At 37.9% G+C, this 18,316-nt stretch carries 16 protein-coding genes; 10 read left to right on the top strand and 6 right to left on the bottom strand.

Annotated features, from left to right (window positions below; all coding sequences use genetic code 11):
- Positions 1-353 precede the first annotated feature (353 nt).
- A complete protein-coding gene (locus HGD76_RS21700) occupies positions 354-2,084 on the bottom strand; it encodes a helicase HerA domain-containing protein (RefSeq protein ID WP_168697004.1) in 1,731 nt (576 codons plus the stop codon).
- A 37-nt stretch (positions 2,085-2,121) separates the two neighbouring features.
- On the opposite strand from HGD76_RS21700, the gene HGD76_RS21695 reads away from it, so the two are divergent.
- Entirely contained in the window at positions 2,122-2,271 is a 150-nt protein-coding gene (locus HGD76_RS21695) for a hypothetical protein (RefSeq protein ID WP_168694561.1), read from the top strand.
- On the opposite strand, the gene HGD76_RS21690 is transcribed toward HGD76_RS21695, so the two are convergent.
- The gene (locus tag HGD76_RS21690) at positions 2,245-3,039 is read right to left on the bottom strand and encodes a glutathione S-transferase family protein (protein WP_148763828.1); all 795 of its coding nucleotides are present in this window, start codon (positions 3,037-3,039) and stop codon (positions 2,245-2,247) included. The two genes, HGD76_RS21695 and HGD76_RS21690, sit on opposite strands and share 27 nt — an antisense overlap.
- 398 nt (positions 3,040-3,437) lie before the next feature.
- On the opposite strand from HGD76_RS21690, the gene HGD76_RS21685 reads away from it, so the two are divergent.
- Positions 3,438-4,115 (top strand): fasciclin domain-containing protein, encoded by a 678-nt coding sequence (locus HGD76_RS21685; protein ID WP_168697003.1) that lies wholly within the window; start codon positions 3,438-3,440, stop codon positions 4,113-4,115.
- A 124-nt stretch (positions 4,116-4,239) separates the two neighbouring features.
- On the opposite strand, the gene HGD76_RS21680 is transcribed toward HGD76_RS21685, so the two are convergent.
- The gene (locus tag HGD76_RS21680) at positions 4,240-4,791 is read right to left on the bottom strand and encodes a YciE/YciF ferroxidase family protein (protein WP_168697002.1); all 552 of its coding nucleotides are present in this window, start codon (positions 4,789-4,791) and stop codon (positions 4,240-4,242) included.
- A 291-nt stretch (positions 4,792-5,082) separates the two neighbouring features.
- On the bottom strand, positions 5,083-6,129 hold the full coding sequence (gene csaB, locus HGD76_RS21675) for a polysaccharide pyruvyl transferase CsaB (protein WP_168697001.1): 1,047 nt from the start codon (positions 6,127-6,129) through the stop codon (positions 5,083-5,085).
- A 26-nt stretch (positions 6,130-6,155) separates the two neighbouring features.
- On the opposite strand from csaB, the gene HGD76_RS21670 reads away from it, so the two are divergent.
- The 4 genes from HGD76_RS21670 to HGD76_RS21655 all read left to right on the top strand — a co-directional run bounded on the left by HGD76_RS21670 (position 6,156) and on the right by HGD76_RS21655 (position 8,196).
- Positions 6,156-6,491: a DUF2499 domain-containing protein gene (locus HGD76_RS21670; protein WP_015083349.1), complete on the top strand. Its 336-nt coding sequence runs from the start codon at positions 6,156-6,158 to the stop codon at positions 6,489-6,491.
- A complete protein-coding gene (locus HGD76_RS21665; protein WP_168697000.1) occupies positions 6,488-6,802 on the top strand; it encodes a DUF3593 domain-containing protein in 315 nt (104 codons plus the stop codon). Before HGD76_RS21670 ends, HGD76_RS21665 begins: the two co-directional genes overlap by 4 nt.
- Before the next feature lie 71 nt (positions 6,803-6,873).
- Complete coding sequence (gene hisA, locus HGD76_RS21660; protein ID WP_168696999.1) at positions 6,874-7,647, top strand: 1-(5-phosphoribosyl)-5-[(5-phosphoribosylamino)methylideneamino]imidazole-4-carboxamide isomerase; 774 nt, start codon at positions 6,874-6,876, stop codon at positions 7,645-7,647.
- A 114-nt stretch (positions 7,648-7,761) separates the two neighbouring features.
- Positions 7,762-8,196 carry a TOBE domain-containing protein gene (locus tag HGD76_RS21655; protein ID WP_168696998.1) on the top strand — a complete coding sequence of 145 codons (435 nt, stop codon included), beginning with the start codon at positions 7,762-7,764 and terminating at the stop codon, positions 8,194-8,196.
- Between the two features lie 62 nt (positions 8,197-8,258).
- Here the strand turns inward: HGD76_RS21655 and HGD76_RS21650 are convergent, their stop codons facing one another.
- Positions 8,259-8,543, bottom strand: coding sequence for a DUF427 domain-containing protein (locus HGD76_RS21650; protein WP_168697527.1), 285 nt, complete (start codon positions 8,541-8,543; stop codon positions 8,259-8,261).
- Positions 8,544-8,696: 153 nt separating this feature from the next.
- Here HGD76_RS21650 and HGD76_RS21645 point away from each other — a divergent pair, with 153 nt between their 5' ends.
- The 3 genes from HGD76_RS21645 to recQ all read left to right on the top strand — a co-directional run bounded on the left by HGD76_RS21645 (position 8,697) and on the right by recQ (position 15,408).
- Entirely contained in the window at positions 8,697-9,158 is a 462-nt protein-coding gene (locus tag HGD76_RS21645; RefSeq protein ID WP_168696997.1) for a hypothetical protein, read from the top strand.
- Positions 9,159-9,230: 72 nt separating this feature from the next.
- On the top strand, positions 9,231-12,419 hold the full coding sequence (locus HGD76_RS21640) for a HEAT repeat domain-containing protein (protein WP_233466954.1): 3,189 nt from the start codon (positions 9,231-9,233) through the stop codon (positions 12,417-12,419).
- A 799-nt stretch (positions 12,420-13,218) separates the two neighbouring features.
- On the top strand, positions 13,219-15,408 hold the full coding sequence (recQ, locus tag HGD76_RS21635; protein ID WP_168696996.1) for a DNA helicase RecQ: 2,190 nt from the start codon (positions 13,219-13,221) through the stop codon (positions 15,406-15,408).
- A gap of 446 nt (positions 15,409-15,854) precedes the next feature.
- Here recQ and HGD76_RS21630 read toward each other — a convergent pair whose 3' ends face one another.
- Positions 15,855-16,091 (bottom strand): hypothetical protein, encoded by a 237-nt coding sequence (locus HGD76_RS21630; RefSeq protein WP_148763846.1) that lies wholly within the window; start codon positions 16,089-16,091, stop codon positions 15,855-15,857.
- 227 nt (positions 16,092-16,318) lie between these two features.
- On the opposite strand from HGD76_RS21630, the gene HGD76_RS21625 reads away from it, so the two are divergent.
- Positions 16,319-18,283, top strand: coding sequence for an AMP-dependent synthetase/ligase (locus HGD76_RS21625; protein WP_168696995.1), 1,965 nt, complete (start codon positions 16,319-16,321; stop codon positions 18,281-18,283).
- The last annotated feature ends 33 nt before the right edge of the window (positions 18,284-18,316 follow it).

The following is an 18,316-nucleotide window of genomic DNA, read 5'->3' as shown; positions in this document are numbered from 1 at the left end:
TTTAGCAGAAATACATTGGGTTGGTTGCTAGAATTCTTTTTTTAAGTTATCTAGTAGTCGGTTTAAAAACCGGAGTCAGTATGAGTTTACTTTGATTTTATGTTACGACAAACAGAGTCAATAGTAAAGTTCCCAGATGATAAATATTTCAGTAATCAAGGCAAAAAGTTGATCACTATTTTTCTTTAACTTCCAAAAACTGTGTTTATATACTCATGGTGACGCGAAAACTCCCTCTAAAGTTGCTTTCAACTAGCCGGATAACCGAACTTGAGTTACTTGGAAATGGAGGAATGTTACGAAGTTGTTAGTTGTTAGTTGTTAGTTGTTAGTTGTTAGTTATTGATTTAAAACTAGAAACCTAAGTCTGCTTTTGCTAGTTCAGCAGCGGTAAATACTTCCTCGTCTGTTTTTTCTTCCCAAGCGATCGCGCCAATTTCGGCGTAGAATGTGGAATCATAGGGACGAGTCCGCACAACCACTGGCATAGGAACAGCATGACCTAAAATTAAGGCCTGTTGTTTAGAGTCTAACTTAGCTAAGACTGAGCGTAAACCACCCGCACCAGATACACCCGTAAAAATAGCATCAATATCTTTTTCATCATTGAGCAAAGCGGTGATCCGAGTCCCGATCTGGGACATGACTTCATTATCTATGCCTGATGGACGTTGATCAACTACCAAAAGCGTGACAAAATATTTTCGCAGTTCTCTAGCAATAGTTCCAAAAATCGTACTTTGGACAACTCCTGGGTCAAGAAAGCGGTGCGCTTCCTCTATTGTAATCATTAATGGTGTCGGCCGATCTAAAGGATTTTTACTTTGGAGAAATTTATCAGCTTTTTTGACATAATGCTCATGTATCCGTCTGGTGATCATATTTGTCACCAACATATATGAAAGCATATTTGACTGGGAACCAAATTCAATAACTACGTTTTTTCCAGCTTCTAGACATTGGACGATGTTTTTAATATAATTTTGCGGACAAGCACTACGCATATACTTTAAACTATCTAAGCGAAAAAGTTTCCGCTGTAATGCCATAATTGAGCCTTTGTGTCCGCGTTTTTCGTCACAAAACATCTCAATATCTTCGTTACTCATATTTAGTAACTTAATAATCCAAGATTTACCCAACTCTGTAAAGAGGATATTGGCATTATCTAAAGCCGCTTCAGAAAGTCCTAAATCACGATTACACAATTTAATATCTTCAACTTCAACCTGTTCATAGCTGAGATATAGTTCTTGTGCGTCCCGAACACCTCGACGCTTTGTTGAATCTGGATCAAGTGTGTAAACCTCAACTTGTCCGGGAAATAACTGTTTTAAGCCTTTAACAGTGTTGACGTTTTTTCCTTCTGCGACTGCTTCCCAACCATATTCTGAGTGCATATCAAAAATCAAGTTGACAGCAGCATTCTTACGAATTACACCAGCTAAAATCAAGCGCGTCAGGAAAGATTTTCCAGTTCCCGATTTCCCAAAAATCCCGTTACTCCGTTCCACAAAGCGGTTTAAATCAATGCAAACTGGCACATCCATATCTAAGGGTTTACCGATAGAAAAGTTTTTGCGTTGAGGATCATCTTCCCAGCCAAAAACTTTCCGAAAATCCTCTTCCTTAGCTTCGTAAACTTGGCTAAAGTGACTAGGAATAGTTTTAACAGGTAATAATTCCATCGTCGTACTGGTTTGGGGTTGAAAGGATGCTAAACCCGTAGACGATGGTATGAAAGAATTAGGGGATTTACCATTACTAGAAAAGCCAGATGCTGGAGATTCAGGGGTAAACATCAGCATGGGTGCTAGGTTGATCATCCCATAAGTACCGCTACCGGCTAATACTTCGCGCAAGAAACTATCATCCCAATTGGGAGGACTAGCTGTAATGCGGTCATTTGCCATACCCAAGGATACATCTGTTAGCATACAGAAAAAGCGCGATCGCATTCCCTGTACCACGAGAAATTTACCTACCCGCATATCTTCTACAGAGATATCTGGGTGTAATCTGACTTCTAAACCTCCAGTCAGAGAACCTTCAATAACTGAACCTAATGGTAATCCCAAACTCATTTTTGTTCGTTGTTCGTTGTTCGTTGTCAGTTGTTCGTTGTCAGTTGTTCATTGTCAGTTGTTAGGGAACAGGGAGGACAGAGAAAGAAATTCTTACCCATTACCCATTACCCATTACCCATTACCCATTACCCATTACCCATTACCCATTACCCATTCCTTAGTCAATTTGAATACTTGTTGGTGAATTTCCTCCGGGTGGTGTGATTCCTGGTAATGGTTTTCTAAATTGTGAATAGATGCGATCGCGCCAAGCAAAAAATGCTTCATAATCAGGATTATTGGCTATGCTGGACAATCCTTTCCCTCTCAGAGATACTGGTAAATCCAAATAAGCACCATCGGGAAACTTCAAAAGCATTGATAAACTAGCAACTGTTAAATCAGCTAAAGTTGGTTCATCACCTGTTAAATAAGGACTACCTACCAACAATTGGGTAATAATATCCAAATCTTGTTTTAAGCTAGTAACAGCCGCATTTACCACATCTGGTGTAAAACCGACACCAAAACCCAGCGCTGACAGAAAATCACCAGGAACACCTTCGATAACACTTCTGAGAATATCTGGAGTGGAAACTGGTAACAACGACTTACGAAAACTCTGATCTTGACTAATAGCTGCAAATAGAGCCTTTCTACCTTTAGCACCGATTGACTCATCAGCCCAATCTTCCAATAATAAAGTCAAAGCGCGTTTTTTGGGATCTATCGGTATCAGCAGACGATCTGGGTATTCTGAATCTAAATATTTAGCGATTTCTGTAGAATCAGCAATATATCTATTGCCATCTTTTAACACTGGAACTTGTTTTTGTCCAGTCAAGCGAAATAATTCTAACTGGCCAATGCCTGGTGCAACTTCGATTTTGCGATACTCCAGTCCTTTATAATCTAAGAGTAAACGAACTTTTTCGGAAAATTGAGATAGTTCCCACTGATATAGTTCTAGCATATTGTATATTCTGCAACTTGTTTAGTTGTTAATTTTATAATTGTATCCTTAATTCTTAGCATTTTTCCTGTGAATTTATCATTTTCTGGGTTGAGTTGTTGCCCATCAAGTTGAAAATTACTCGAATTTGTGTGATAATTACACTCGGATTGTTATGCCTGTCAATTGATTGAGCATTTTTCCAGACACTTGAGATTTTCAAAATAGTTCACAGCATAAAATTGTTGAAATTGTTGGATATTATAATATTCCTACTTCTGACTACCGACTTCTAAATTCTTTGATAACTTTACCTAAATTTTTACAAAAAATCCTGTTCCTCAGTCAAGAACCTTTTTAGTTGGCAGAATGTGATAAATCTTGATATAACTTATATGCAATCAATACAAACAAAATTTATGAACGCTAATTACAGCAAATTATTGACCAAAATTACTGCAATCATGGGATTAATGAGTATCGGTCTTTTGACTACTATCCCATCTCCAGCGAAAGAAGTCCGCAATCCCAATTCCAGACCAAGTATTTTCAACGAACCGCTCTACAATCGTGGTAAAAAGCCCAGTGAAACTGCACCAGTTACCACACCCACACAGCCAGAAACAGAAGTTCCCACTGTTAAACCCACCCCAACAGCACCTCTAACCGAAACAAAACCAACTAAAAATTTAGTAGTTTTGGCCAATGAGAATGGATCTTTTACAATCCTTATTAAAGCTTTAGCAGCAGCAGGACTGACAGATACTTTACAGGGAGATGGTCCTTTTACCATTTTTGCTCCCACAGATGCAGGATTTAAAGAATTACCAGCAGACGCATTAAGGGATTTATTGAAGCCAGAAAATAAGGAAGTATTGGTGAAAATTTTAACCTATCATGTAGTCCCAGGTAAGGTACTCTCCACTGAATTAAAATCTGGGGAAGTAAAAAGCGTAGAAGGGGGTGCTATTAATGTTAAAGTTGATCCAAAAGCAGGTGTAAGTGTCAATGATGCCAAGGTAACTCAGGCAGATATCCAAGGTAAGAATGGTGTTATTCATGCAATTGATAAAGTGATCCTGCCTCCTGATTTATAGATTTTTAGTATTTGATTGATCAAAATCCGTAAGTTAAAATCCCCGAATTTATCAAAAACTGGGGATTTTACTATGGGAAAAGACTCAGTTTAAACTGGACTTTTTTGAAGAAATAGCCATCAAACTAACGAGCTTTAGCAGTAGCCTTAGCTTCAGTTTGCTTCGCTTCTTGAACTAACTGCATCATCAACTGTTCCAGCTTTTGTGCTGTCTGTTCTTCTTGGTGTAAGTTTTGCTCTAACAACTGGACAACTTGGTTTTGTCCCATTTGTTCCGCTACCTTAATTAAACCACGATAACAAACTATTTCCAATTGTTCAATCTTACTATGCCATTCTGCCAATCCTAAGTCGATAATTTTGGGATTATCGGCAGCTAAAAGGGCAAATCTTTGACCTTCACTAATTAAACCAACCGCAAGATCACAGGTAATTCGTTGTGGTTGCTCTCCTAAAATAGATAAAACCTGTTTCAGGTTTTCGATATGCTGTTCAGTTTCTGGAATATGTGGCTCAATCACAGCTTTCAATTTACTATTTTGACAACATTGCCACATCATTTGCTGGGCTTCTAAGAAGCGATTTTCAGCATCGTACATGATGTTCATTTCATAGATAAACTGCTGTTGTAAGCTGGTGATTTTTTTCGTCCCTGGACGCTCGCTAACTAAAACCATGATGATTCTCCTAATGGTATTTCGCTGCCTTTAACAGTCGTTCCATTAACCCTACGTCTAGTCCGACCAATTCTCTTCTTACTAAAGACACAGTAAGGGTGTGAAGTTTAATTGTGATTGCAGTGACAATATCAGACAAAAGTCTGAACTATGATTTATGTGATTAATTTGATTTAGATGATTAATGGGTTTTTTATCCCCAAAATCATCCAAATCATCCAAATCATCCAAATCACAGTTTAGACTGCTGAAAGCTGCTGTATCCACTACTTAAGTGCTATTGAGGAAATTTCATTTTAAAGCTTCCTTCAACAAATCCCGATGTAAAAAAGCTCCATTTATTAAAGATTGAATTTTATGAGGTGACAAAGATTCCCCATGATAATAATAATTAATCCAACTTTTACTAATTAAATGTATATCATCTGGTAAATCCTTTAAATCCCAACCAGGTATTTCTAAATCTTCCATTAATCGGTTAACTTTGGGATCATAACTCAATGCAAAACAACGTGAACCTTCACTTGCTGCCATAATTAAACTATGGAGACGCATTCCTATGGACATTTCCACACCGCGAAATACACCTTTTAAAATTTGTGGATCTTCGGAACAAATAACTCTACTCACATCTGGTAATTGAGTATGAATTTTTTCCGCAATTCCTAGATCTTCACTTTTTTGAAATGGCAATAATAAAATAAAAGATTGGGTTTCTTTCTGCAAATTAACTAAAGCTTGAGTTAAATTTGTTAACCGCTTTTCTGTCAATTGAGGATGATTTCTTAAAGTAACTGCAATTCTGGGTTTTGGTAAATCTACTAATTCTGGGACTGGCTTTGAATCTAACGCCCAAACCGGGTCAGGGGCAAGGATATGCGGTATACTCCAATCTGATAATAACCGAGAACTAGAGCGATCGCGCACACTCACTTGAGTACAACCTGTAAAATTTCCCTTTGCTAACCAACGAGTTTGGAAATGCAACAAAGGACCTATACCCTGTCCCCAAGCCACAGTTTTCAAACCCATAACTTGAGCTAAAGCCATCAATCCGCCATAATAAAAAGGGCTAATCAGACTGGTAGCATCTTGAATTAAACTACCACCACCCCAAACAAAAGCATCACAAGAACGCAAAGCCTTTAAGACTGAGAAAATCGCCATGCGGTTGTAACATTCCACACCATAACGCCGATGAGTTTCTTCAGGATTTCCAGAAAGCACCACAGGAGTAACATCAAGTGGTAGCATTTGCAGAAGTGTGGCTAACAAAGCTTCATCACCACCATTACCCTTACCGTAATACCCAGACAATAAAACCCGCATTTTCCCCATTTTAAATTTTAGATTTTAGATTAATTATGCACGCCCTTTCGATTCCCACCTGGATAATTCATATTTCTAGCGTCATTGAGTGGATAGCCGCAATTTGGCTAATTTGGATATACGGTGAACTTACAGAAAATCGGAGTTGGTGGGGATTGTCCTTTGCCATGTTACCAGCTTTAATTAGCGCAATGTGTGCTTGTACTTGGCATTATTTCGACAATTCCGAATCATTAGAATGGTTAGTCACCCTACAAGCTACCATGACATTAGTTGGTAACTTTACTCTCTGGGCAGCAGCTTATCTAATTTGGCGTTCTACCAAGTCTACAAGCCCCATTGAGACACAATCTATCAAATCAGAACAATGATATCAAAAGAAACCCTCTTTGCCCTCTCTCTCTTTCCCTATCTGGGTTTCTTGTGGTTTATTAGCCGCGTTCCCCAAATGCCACGTTTAGCACTATATGGATTTTACGGCACATTGGTATTTGTCGCCATCACCATCCCTGCCGCCATTTACGCCAAAGTCCAGTACGGAGAACAACTAGCCAATGTAGACTGGTTACATGGCAGTGCCGAAGTTTTTTTAACCCTTGCTAACATCTTACTAGTCTTAGGTTTTCGCCAAGCAGTACAGGAATTAGGGAACAGGGAACAGGGAACAGGAAACAGGGAATAGAAAGAATTACCAATTACCAATTACCAATTACCAATTACCAATTACCAATTACCAATTACCAATTACCAATTATGGAAGTAATCCCCGCAATTGATTTACTAGAAGGTCGCTGTGTGCGACTATATAAAGGAGACTACGAGCGATCGCAAGTATTCAGCGAAAACCCCGTTGAAGTAGCGAAAATGTGGGCAGACCAAGGCGCGACAAGACTACATTTAGTTGATTTAGACGGCGCAAAAGCTGGGAAAATCGTCAACTTAGCCGCCATTGAAGCCATTAGAAATAATCTTGATATACCCATTGAAGTTGGGGGCGGATTGCGCGATCGCTCCAGTGTTGTACAATTATTCAACTTGGGTGTAAATTGGGCAATTCTCGGCACTGTCGCCGTCGAACAACCTCAATTAGTCCAAGAACTTTGTCAAGAATTTCCCCAACAAATTATTATTGGCATAGATGCCCGTAACGGCTTAGTCGCAACTCGCGGTTGGTTAGAAACATCAACAGTATTAGCCACCCAACTAGCAGTACAGATGCAAGAACTAGGTGCAGCAGCCATCATTTACACTGATATCAACCGTGACGGCACACTAGAAGGACCCAACTTAGACGCATTACGAGAACTCGCAGCGGCAATTTCCATACCCGTAATTGCTTCCGGTGGCGTAAGTTCCGTCACCGATTTATTAAGTTTATTAGCTTTAGAACCCCAAGGTGTAACAGGTGTGATAGTTGGTAAAGCCTTGTATACTGGTGATATTCTCCTCAAAGAAGGATTACAAGCTATTGGTCCGGGAAGACTGCAAGATATACCACCAGATTTCGGTATTTCTAGCATTGCTTAAAATGAATTAGCAATATAAAAAAACCTGTAGGGGCGCAGGGTCTGCGCCCTTGATTGTATTGATTATTGCTAGTATTGTATTAGGATTATATTTACTCAATAAATTAGTAATTTTATGCCAAGAAAAGACCAGGGTTGGGTGACATTTCAAACATCCGAAGAAGAACGCAAGATATTAGAAGAATTTTGTCAAAACTCCCAGCGGACTAAAACTGAGATTTTGCGGGAATTAGTGCGGGGACTTAATAAATATTCAGCACCGTCCATATCATTATCAACTTCACAGGAAAAAGCAGAAACTAAGCATCCTGAATGGGAAATTGTTAGTCCCAAAAAAGCATTAAAAGTGAGTTCGCGTAATGTTTTGAAAGGAGTAGTGAAACGAGTCACAACTGGAAGTGTAAATACAGAAATAACTCTAGAAATTGTTCACAAAGTTGAGTTAACTTCCATGATTACTAGAGTTTCCGCTGAAGAATTAGAATTATCTGAAGGTACAGAAGCCTATGCTGTGATTAAATCTAATGATATTGTGATTGCCAAAGATTAGAAATACTGTTTTTGGAACTTAGATTCCCGACTTCTTTAATAAGTCGGGAATCTTTTTGTTTACTAAGCCTCGACTTTTACACCTTTCCAGAAAGCAACATAACCTTCTATATTTTTAGCTTTTTCCTTAGTGCTAGGATAATACCAAGCTGCATCTTTGTTAACTTGTCCATTAACTTCGACACTGTAGTAACTAGCAACCCCTTTCCAGGGACAAGTGGTATGAGTGCTACTGTCTGTAAAGTATTGCTTGTTAATAGCGTCAGCAGGGAAATAATGATTGTTTTCGACAACTACGGTATTATTGCTTTCGGCTAAAATAGCGCCATTCCAAATTGCTTTCATGATTTGAGTTTAAAAAAGTTCACAATTTATATCTTGGCATTTTTTAGGGGAATTGTGTTAGTATTGGGGAGAAACTGAGGATAGCAGCTAAAAACAGCCTTTCCACAGACAAAATAACCTTGATTTTTAGTATCCAACTTACCTCAAATTAAATTTATGGGATTGATAATAACTACAGCTATTGCAACTGCTATTGCAACTGCTATTGCTACAATAGGCATGAAATCTCTGGAAAAGATAGGTGAAAATACTGGTGATATGATCTGGGGAAAAGTAAATCAATTAATCAATAAGTTACGTCAGAAGAAGTTAGCACCACAATTAACTGCGGCTGTGGACGCAAATACAACCCAGTTATTAGATTATGGTCAAGCTGTCATAGAATTAACAGAAGCTATCCAGGACGAGGAAATTAAACAAGCGGTTTTAGATTTGGAAAGTTCAGTGAATACTGATACCTCAAAGACTGCTGAAGAAATTAAAAAGAAAGCAGAAGAAATTAAAAATCACCCTTCAGTTATTAATAATAATACAAAATTGGCAGAAATAATGACCGCAGACAGGGGGGGAATCATTGGTCAAACAAATATAGTTAATAGCCCAACTTATAATTACTGACTAAACTCGTCTGAAGGGGAAGGTCAGACAAAGTCACCCCCCATTAACTGTCCAGAAATCTGCCGCGAAAAGTTGCAAGAACGGCAAAAATTAACCACAAATCCCCTTACTTGCGCTGAGGGGGTAACTTTTAATTTGCCAGATATTTATATAGAAATGGGTTTAGTAGAACGGAAAAAACAACCCAAACACAATCATAATCAAGATATTTCTCCAGAAAAAGGTTCAGCACTTTATCAAGAGACAGAAATAACTCAAAAATATGAACATAATGAATTTTTAACCCAAGTTTTTCACAAGAAAGATACTAAAAAAAGTCAAGGTAAACGCATTGCAATTATTGGTGAACCGGGAGCGGGTAAAACTACATTACTACAAAAAATTGCTGATTATTTATCTAAGAAAAATTCAGAATCAATTATTATTTGGGTATCTTTAGCAGAGTTAGAAAATGGAAAATTAAAAGATTATTTAGATGAAATTTGGTTACGGAATGCTGTTGAGAGAAGTAAAATATCAGAAATTACAAAAGACATTAAAGATGATTTTATTGGCCAATTTAATCAAGACAAAGTATGGTTATTATTAGATGGTTTAGATGAAATGTCTACAAATTCTAGTAATATTTTAACAGATATTGCTCGACAAATTCGGGAAGGTGGATATATTAATCAAGCGCGAATTGTTTTAACTTGTCGGTTAAATTTATGGGATGGTGGTAACAATCAACTTTCTAATTTTGATACCTATAGAAATTTAGATTTTTCTTATCCTGAACAGGTAGAACAGTTTATTAATAACTGGTTTACTTTTCAAAAAAAAGCAGAAGCGGGTAGAAAGTTATTTAATACTTTAAAAGAACCTGGTAGAGAACGGATTCAAGATTTAGTTAAAAATCCTCTGCGGTTAACACTACTTTGTTTAAATTGGCAAGGAAGAGAGGCAAAATTACCAGATACACAAGCAGAATTTTATCAGCAATTAGTTGATAATTTTAACGGATGGAAACAAGATGAATTCGCGCAAATAAGCGAAACACAACGTCAAGAACTAATTACTGATCTAGGTAAATTAGCAAGGGAAGCAATAGATCGGGAAACCTCTCGTTTCCGCTTGCTGGATGGGTTCGTTAAAAAGTTTTTAGGTGATGATAAACTAACATTAGCCCTAAAATTAGGTTGGCTTAATAAGATTGGAATGGATATAAAGGGAAAACCTGTTTATGCTTTTTTCCATACCTCATTTCAAGAATATTTTGCAGCAATAGCAATTAATGATTGGGATTTCTTCTTACCGAAAACCCATAAAAATAAACCCATAGAAGCACAAAAATACCGCATTTTTGAACCTCAGTGGAAACAGACAATATTGCTGTGGTTAGGACGACCAGAAGAAAATCTAAGAACTCAAAAAGAACAGTTTATTGAGGCATTAATTGAGTTTAAAGATGGCTGTGGAAAATATCAGGGTAAAGGTTTTTATGGATATCGAGCCTATTTTTTAGCTGCTGGGGGCATAGCCGAATTTAAACATTGTTCTCAAGCAGATAAAATAGTCAAGCAGATTATTAATTGGAAATTCGATAATAGTGTTAGTAATATTCATGATCAAGCAGATGTAGCCCTACAAGAAACAGACCGGCAAAAAGCGATCGCTGCTTTAATAAAATTAATCAACACATCACAGGATGAGGGTATCCGTCATCAGGCGACTGAAAGCTTAGGGAAAATAGGCGTTGGTAATCCAGTTGCGATCGCTGCTTTAATAAAATTAATCAACACATCACAGGATGAGGGTATCCGTCGGCAGGCGGTTGTTAATTTGGGAAAAATAGGCGGTGGTAATACAGATGCAATTACTGCTTTCGTAGAGTCAATCAAGATATTACAAGTACAAGAATATTTCACCCATAGGTTCGTGGCTGAAAGCCTAGAAAATATAGGTATTGGTAATGTAGATGCGATCGCCGCTCTGGTAAAATTAATCGAGACATCAAAGGATCAGTTTATCCGTGTATGTGCGGCTCTTAGTTTAGGGAAAATACACCCTGATAATCCAGTTGCGATCGCAGCTTTGGTAGAATTAATCAATACGTCACAGGATGATAATATCCGTAAGTTGGCGGCCGCAAACTTAGAGCAAATAGGCGTTGGTAATCCGGTTGTGATCGCTGCTTTCGTGAAAATAATCAATACATCACAGGATGAGGGTATCCGTTGGCGGGCGGCTCAAAGCTTATGGAAAATAGGCGTTGGTAATCCAGATGAGATCCCTGCTTTGGTAGAATTAATCAAGACATCAAAGGATAGGGTTATCCGTAGTTATGTGGCTCTTAGCCTACGGAAAATGGGCGTTGGTAATCCAGTTGTGATCGCTGCGTTGGTAGAATTAATTAACACATCACAGGATTCGTGGTATACCCGTAGTTGGGCGGCTGAAAGCTTAGGAATAATAGACCCTGGTAATCCAGTTGCGATCGCTGCTTTGGTAGAATTAACTAACACATTACCAGATGCTTTCATCCGTGGAATTGTCGCTGAAAGCTTAGGGAAAATAGGAGTTGGTAATGCAGAAGCGATCACGGCTTTGGTAAAATTAATCAATACATCACAGGATGAGCAGACACTTAGGAACGCATCTGAAAGCTTAGGAAAAATAGACCCTGGTAATGCAGAAGCGATCGCTGCTTTGGTAAAATTAATCAATACATCACAGGATATTTTTATCCGTAATTATGTGACTGAAAGTTTAGGGAAAATAGGCATTGGTAATCCAGTGGCGATCGCTGCTTTGGTAAAATTAATTAACACATCACAAGATGAGGAGACCCATATATGGGCGGCTTATAACTTAGACGAAATAGATCCTGGTAATGCAGATGCGATCGCTGCTTTAGTAAAATTAATTAACACATCACAGGATAATAAGACCCTTAGGTTGGCAGCTTATAACTTATACGAAATAGACCCTGGTAATGCAGAAGCGATCGCTGCTTTGGTTGAATTAATCAACACATCACAGGATGGGGGTATCCGTAGGTTGGCGGCTGATAGCTTAGGGAAAATAGGCGTTGGTGATCAACCTATGGTAATTAAAGCCATAAGTGGTTATCAGCTAACTAATGAACATTATCAACTCATTGGGAAAATCGCCCAAAATATGCTTTATCCAGAATTTTATCAGACTTGGCATCAACCTTCCTCTTTTACTCGTTTATTCCGCACTGTCAAAAGCATTTTCTATAGTATTTCCAAGAGATAGAAAAACTTCCTTAAACTTCAGAATAATATCGAAACCCGAATAAATATAGTACCACCGGAATACAGATAGTACCATAGTACCGAATAATATCGAAACCGGATCATAACCCAATAATTAGTCGGTTTTAACCGACTTTAGCTATTAGACAGGGAATTAATTCCCTGGCTAAAGCTAGTTCAGGTTTAACCGTTTTAGGAATAAAATGATCAACTTCTGGCCTACCTGTGTCATAAGGAATCCATTGTGTTGATAGTATTTTTCCAAGAAATCTTTAATTTCTTTATTAAGAGATATTTCAATAGTATTCCCTACAGGTAATCGTAATTGCTTAAATTTTAGAAAAGTAATTCCCCAAAAAGAATCTACCTTTTCTAAATGTTTCAGAGACTCCTTAATTTGATCAATACTAATAAACATAAGTTTATCCGGTTCGCTTTTTTTAAATTAATCTGAATAAATCAGATGTTAAATTCTTTCACAAAATAGCAAAATACAAAATCCTGGGTAATTATTAAAACTAGCTTACCTAGTTTATGACAAAAAACATCCAACAGACACAACTTACCAGAACTAACGCAAAAACTCTCTAAAACTCTTCTTTCTTCGCTACCTTCGCTCCTTCGTGGTTCGTTTATTCAATCTAAATATATAATAGTGCCAGTGCGATCGCTCAGATATCACTATATCGCTGTTGATAGCTTGAATGCAAAACCACCTCTAATTATTCTCACAGACAACGGCGAAATTGTTACAATCCTAATATCTTCATCACAACTCAGACACGCAGCAGCCATCTACCATGCTTCAGTACCCCCACTTAGAAAAAGCCTTAAAACATCATTTTGGTTATGATCAATTTCGCCCTGGACAACGGCAAATTATCGAAGAAGCCTTAGAAAATCGTGATTTAATGGTAGTCATGCCCACAGGTGGGGGTAAATCTCTGTGTTTTCAATTACCGGCACTTTTGAAACCCGGTTTAACAGTGGTAGTCTCACCATTGATAGCCTTAATGCAAGATCAAGTAGAAGCACTGCGAACTAATAATATTTCTGCCACATTTCTGAATAGTAGTCTTAATGCCTATAAAGTTCGCTCCCGTGAAGAAGCGATCATGAATGGTAAAATAAAATTACTTTATGTCGCCCCAGAACGCCTCGTTAGTGAACGATTTCTCCCGCTCTTAGACGTAGTTAAAGAAAAAGTCGGAATTTCCACCTTTGCCATAGATGAAGCCCATTGTGTCTCAGAATGGGGGCATGATTTCCGCCCAGAATATCGGCAATTAAGATTACTCAGAAAACGTTATCCTGATGTACCGACAATTGCTCTGACTGCTACCGCTACAGATAGAGTCAGGGCTGATATTATCGAACAATTAGGATTAAAACAACCCAGTATTCATATTGCTAGTTTTAACCGTCAAAATCTTCATTATGAAGTCCGTTCTAAAAGTAATCGTGCTTATGCCGAATTATTAGAAATAGTTAGAGAAAATGAAGGTTCAGGAATTATCTATTGTTTAACTCGCAAAAAAGTTGATGAAATAACTTTAAAACTCCAAAATGATAAAGTTTCAGTTTTGCCTTATCATGCTGGTTTAAGTGATGATGAAAGATCAAAAAATCAAACTCGGTTTATTCGGGATGATGTGCGGGTAATGGTAGCCACAGTTGCCTTTGGTATGGGTATTAATAAACCTGATGTGCGGTTTGTGGTGCATTCCGATTTACCGCGAAATTTAGAAAGTTATTATCAGGAATCAGGACGAGCCGGCAGAGATGACGAACCTTCCAAATGTACATTATTTTTCAATTATGGTGATATTAAAACCATTGAGTGGAGTATTAATCAAAAACCAGATCCCCAAGAACAATTAATAGCTAAACAGCAACTAAGACAGGTAATTGATTATGCAGAAGGTACAGACTGTAGACGCACAATTCAATTAAGTTATTTTGGGGAAAGATTTCCGGGAAATTGTGGAAATTGTGATAATTGTCTTTATCCTAAACCTGTCCAAGATTGGACAATTGAAGCCATGAAATTTCTATCTTGTGTGGCCAGGTGTAAAGAAAGATATGGAATGTTACATATTATTGATATATTAAGAGGCGCGAAAAATCAGAGAATTGTTGTTAATAAACATGATCAACTTTCTACCTATGGAATTGGCAAAGATAAAACAGTAGATGAATGGCGAATGTTAGGAAGATCACTTTTACATCAAGGGTTAATAGAACAAACCGCAGACGGTTATTCAATTTTAAAACTTAATGCTTTGAGTTGGGAAGTAATGCGAAAACAACGCCCAGTTTCCATTGCTGTTCCTATAGCCAAGAAAATTACGTGGGAAGAGGGAAATGTCAAAGCAGCAGATGTAGAAGTGCTAATGCAAAAATTGCGATCGCTTAGGAAAGAACTCGCAGACGAACAAGCAGTACCACCCTACGTCATCTTCCATGATTCTACCCTCAAATTAATGGCACAAAGCCAACCAAAAACCTTAGATGAATTTGGCAATCTTTCCGGGGTTGGTAGTCATAAATTATCTCAATATGGCGAAAGATTCTTAGCAGAAATTCAAAAATACCGCCAAGAACAAGGGTTACAAGAAAAGACGATTCATCGAGTTAGTTCCTCACCCCATTCTCACTCACCTTCTGATACAGAATTAACAACATTGGAATTATATAATCAGGGTTTGAGTATTGAAAACATCGCTAAACAACGCAACGTTAAAACTGCCACAATTATCAATCATCTCTCCAATTTAATTGAGAAAAAACAACCTGTAGATTTAAGTAAATTAGTCCCCTTAGAACGCCAAAAGAAAATCTGGAACGTCTTAGAAATTGTTGGTGATATTGCCCTCACACCCATTCGGGAAAATTTAGGTGAAAGCTACAGTTTTGACGAAATTCGTTTAGTTAGAGCAAAATGGCGCAGAGAAAAACAAAAAACCATTAAAGATGATATTGATTTTTAGTTTTTTGCCGATAAAGCCAGAGATAGCAGCTTTGGTAAAACCAAACAAATAGCCGTATTCAATATTGTTAAAAATAGACCATCAAATAAAGTCATAAATAACTCTCCCTGTGATAACTACATCTTGATTTTGCATTCTAAACACCATTTTTGAATTTTTGAATGTCTTTGACTTGCATAAGTAAATTAAATACTTGCAACTTTTCTATTCCCTGTTATGTATAGCAATCCTGTCTGATTTGTGAAAATTGATGTTTTTACCGAGAATTACAGCGGTTTCCGCTCTTATGAGGGACAAAGTTGAATCATGAAACTCTTGTAGTGCGGGCATCTTGCCCGCTAGATATGTACCTCATAACACCAGGAAGTGCTGTATTAATAGCGCAGAGAAGAAAATAAATATATTCACAAATAATTGAGGATTGCTATTATTCGCTAATATTCTCTTTAATTAGGAGAACATTGGGAACAAAAATCCGGACTAAATTTACAAGATTGACTACCAGTTAATCCGTAGGCTGTACAATATGGGAAACTGGTCATTTCCATTTTGGCGGATTTGCAACTAGGAGTAAGGGCAAATGGTTGAGATTGTTGAGGTTTACGAACCAAAACCATAGATAGCAGCCTAGGCAAAGCCAAACAAGCCCCAGCATTGATGACGGTGAGCAATAATACATCCATCAAATCTATAGGGAATCACCCCCAAATGAAATTACATGAACACAGTTTGACTAAAACTAAAATATATGGCAATGTCCTAAGACTCAACCATAGTATTTAGTTTATATAAAATCAGTTTAGCATAGATTTTTATATATGGAACGGTGATAATTCAGTAATTGTGATCAATTAATGTGTAAACTAAAGATTAAATAGTTGGTTATTAATTGAATTTAACATCAGCATTTATGACACAAAACCAATCGGCAACTTCTTTTTTGGCTAACATTTCTGAGCGAGAACGTCTGGCATTACAGAGTTTAGTAGATTACACAAACGTCGAGTCACTCCCAGAAATTTGGACTTTAGCTGCCAGGAAATTTGGTAATATTGTTGCCCTGCATAACCCCCACTCCAAACCAGAAGTAAAAATTACCTATAGTCAGTTGTCAGGGCAAATTCAACAATTTGCGGCTGGTTTACAGACATTAGGCATCAATATAAACAATAGCGACACTCTTCCCTATGGTGAACGGGTTTCCCTCATTGCTGATAACAGTCCCCGCTGGTTTATTGCCGATCAAGGTATAATGACCGCTGGAGCGGTAAATGCAGTCCGTAGCGCTCAAGCAGAACGAGAAGAATTACTCTATATTATTTCCCATAGTGGCAGTACCGCATTAGTAATTGAGGATCTCAAAACTCTAAATAAGTTAGGAGAAAGCTTAAATGAATTACCGATTAAGCTGGTAGTTCTCCTTTCTGATGAAGTACCACCCACAGAACGCAATTTTCCAGTGGTGAACTTTTCCCAATTATTAGATATTGGTAGTAACAACACTTTAATAGCTACCAAACAAAGCAGCGAAAGTTTAGCAACCCTAATTTATACCTCTGGTACTACGGGAAAACCCAAGGGTGTGATGCTATCTCACAAAAATTTGCTGCACCAAGTTAAAAACTTAGGAACAGTAGTACAACCCAAAAAAGGAGATATTGCCCTCAGTATTTTGCCCACATGGCATAGTTATGAACGCAGTGGAGAATATTTCCTACTTTCTCAAGGTTGTACCCAAATTTACACTAATTTGCGTTCTGTGAAAGGGGATTTAAAGAAATTTAAACCCAATTACATGATTGCTGTTCCTCGACTATGGGAATCAATTTATGAAGGAGTGCAAAAGCAATTCCGCGAACAACCAGCCAAAAAACAAAGTTTGGTGAAGTTCTTACTAGAAATGAGCCAGAAATATATTGAAGCACGGCGTATTTGCCAGGGATTGAGTTTAAATCACATTCACGCTTCATTTATTGAACGTTCCCAAGCCAAAATAACAGAATTGGGTTTATTATTATTCCATGCACTCGGTGAAAAATTAGTTTATGCCAAAGTGCGAGAAGCTACTGGCGGCAACATCAAGCACGTTATTAGTGGTGGTGGGGCGCTACCTGCATATATAGATAACTTTTTTGAAATTGTTGGGGTGGAAATTTTACAAGGTTATGGTTTAACAGAAACCTCACCAGTAACTAATGCTCGTCGTCCTTGGCGAAATTTACGGGGTTCTTCAGGACAACCCATTCCCGGTACAGAAGTGAAAATTGTCAATCCTGAGACTCGTCAACCTCTACCAGTGGGAGAACGGGGTTTAGTCCTGCTCAAAGGGCCACAAATCATGCAGGGCTATTATCAAAATCCCGAAGCCACAACCAAAGCCATAGACACAGAAGGTTGGTTTGATAGCGGTGATTTAGGTTGGGTAACTCCTGAAAATGACTTAGTATTAACAGGTAGAGCAAAAGACACCATTGTTTTAACCAATGGGGAAAACATCGAACCCCAGCCCATAGAAGATGCTTGTTTAAGATCACCCTATATTGACCAAATCATGTTAGTAGGGCAAGATCAACGGAGTATTGGCGCTTTGATTGTTCCCAACCTAGAAGCCTTAGAAAAATGGGCAGAAACTCAAAATAATAGTCAAAAAATTGACTTAGAGAGTAAAATAGTCCAGGATTTGTTTCGTCAGGAATTAAATCGGGAAGTTCAAAACCGTCCCAGCTACCGAGCCGATGATCGTGTTGGACCGTTCAAACTCATTGAGGAACAATTCTCAATTGAAAATGGACTCATGACACAAACGCTCAAAATCCGTCGTCACGTTGTCATGGCCCGATATTGCGATATTATTAACGCAATGTTTGCCAAATAATTCCCTAAATCGCAGATAATCTTTCAGAACTTA

Origin of the sequence: Dolichospermum flos-aquae CCAP 1403/13F (assembly GCF_012516395.1) — a bacterium.
GTDB lineage: Bacteria > Cyanobacteriota > Cyanobacteriia > Cyanobacteriales > Nostocaceae > Dolichospermum > Dolichospermum lemmermannii.
The sequence above is the reverse complement of the archived record's forward strand: the minus strand, read 5'-3'. Positions and strand labels throughout refer to the sequence as shown.

Bases quoted from the DNA above. Each gene is read 5' to 3' on its own strand.
- HGD76_RS21670 (WP_015083349.1), top strand. From the start codon at position 6,156: ATGCACGCCCTTTCGATTCCCACCTGGATAATTCATATTTCTAGCGTC.
- HGD76_RS21680 (WP_168697002.1), bottom strand. From the start codon at position 4,791: ATGGTTTTAGTTAGCGAGCGTCCAGGGACGAAAAAAATCACCAGCTTA.
- HGD76_RS21655 (WP_168696998.1), top strand. From the start codon at position 7,762: ATGCCAAGAAAAGACCAGGGTTGGGTGACATTTCAAACATCCGAAGAA.
- recQ (WP_168696996.1), top strand. From the start codon at position 13,219: ATGCTTCAGTACCCCCACTTAGAAAAAGCCTTAAAACATCATTTTGGT.
- HGD76_RS21645 (WP_168696997.1), top strand. From the start codon at position 8,697: ATGGGATTGATAATAACTACAGCTATTGCAACTGCTATTGCAACTGCT.
- hisA (WP_168696999.1), top strand. From the start codon at position 6,874: ATGGAAGTAATCCCCGCAATTGATTTACTAGAAGGTCGCTGTGTGCGA.
- HGD76_RS21630 (WP_148763846.1), bottom strand. From the start codon at position 16,091: ATGGATGTATTATTGCTCACCGTCATCAATGCTGGGGCTTGTTTGGCT.
- HGD76_RS21685 (WP_168697003.1), top strand. From the start codon at position 3,438: ATGAACGCTAATTACAGCAAATTATTGACCAAAATTACTGCAATCATG.
- HGD76_RS21690 (WP_148763828.1), bottom strand. From the start codon at position 3,039: ATGCTAGAACTATATCAGTGGGAACTATCTCAATTTTCCGAAAAAGTT.
- HGD76_RS21625 (WP_168696995.1), top strand. From the start codon at position 16,319: ATGACACAAAACCAATCGGCAACTTCTTTTTTGGCTAACATTTCTGAG.
- csaB (WP_168697001.1), bottom strand. From the start codon at position 6,129: ATGGGGAAAATGCGGGTTTTATTGTCTGGGTATTACGGTAAGGGTAAT.
- HGD76_RS21700 (WP_168697004.1), bottom strand. From the start codon at position 2,084: ATGAGTTTGGGATTACCATTAGGTTCAGTTATTGAAGGTTCTCTGACT.
- HGD76_RS21665 (WP_168697000.1), top strand. From the start codon at position 6,488: ATGATATCAAAAGAAACCCTCTTTGCCCTCTCTCTCTTTCCCTATCTG.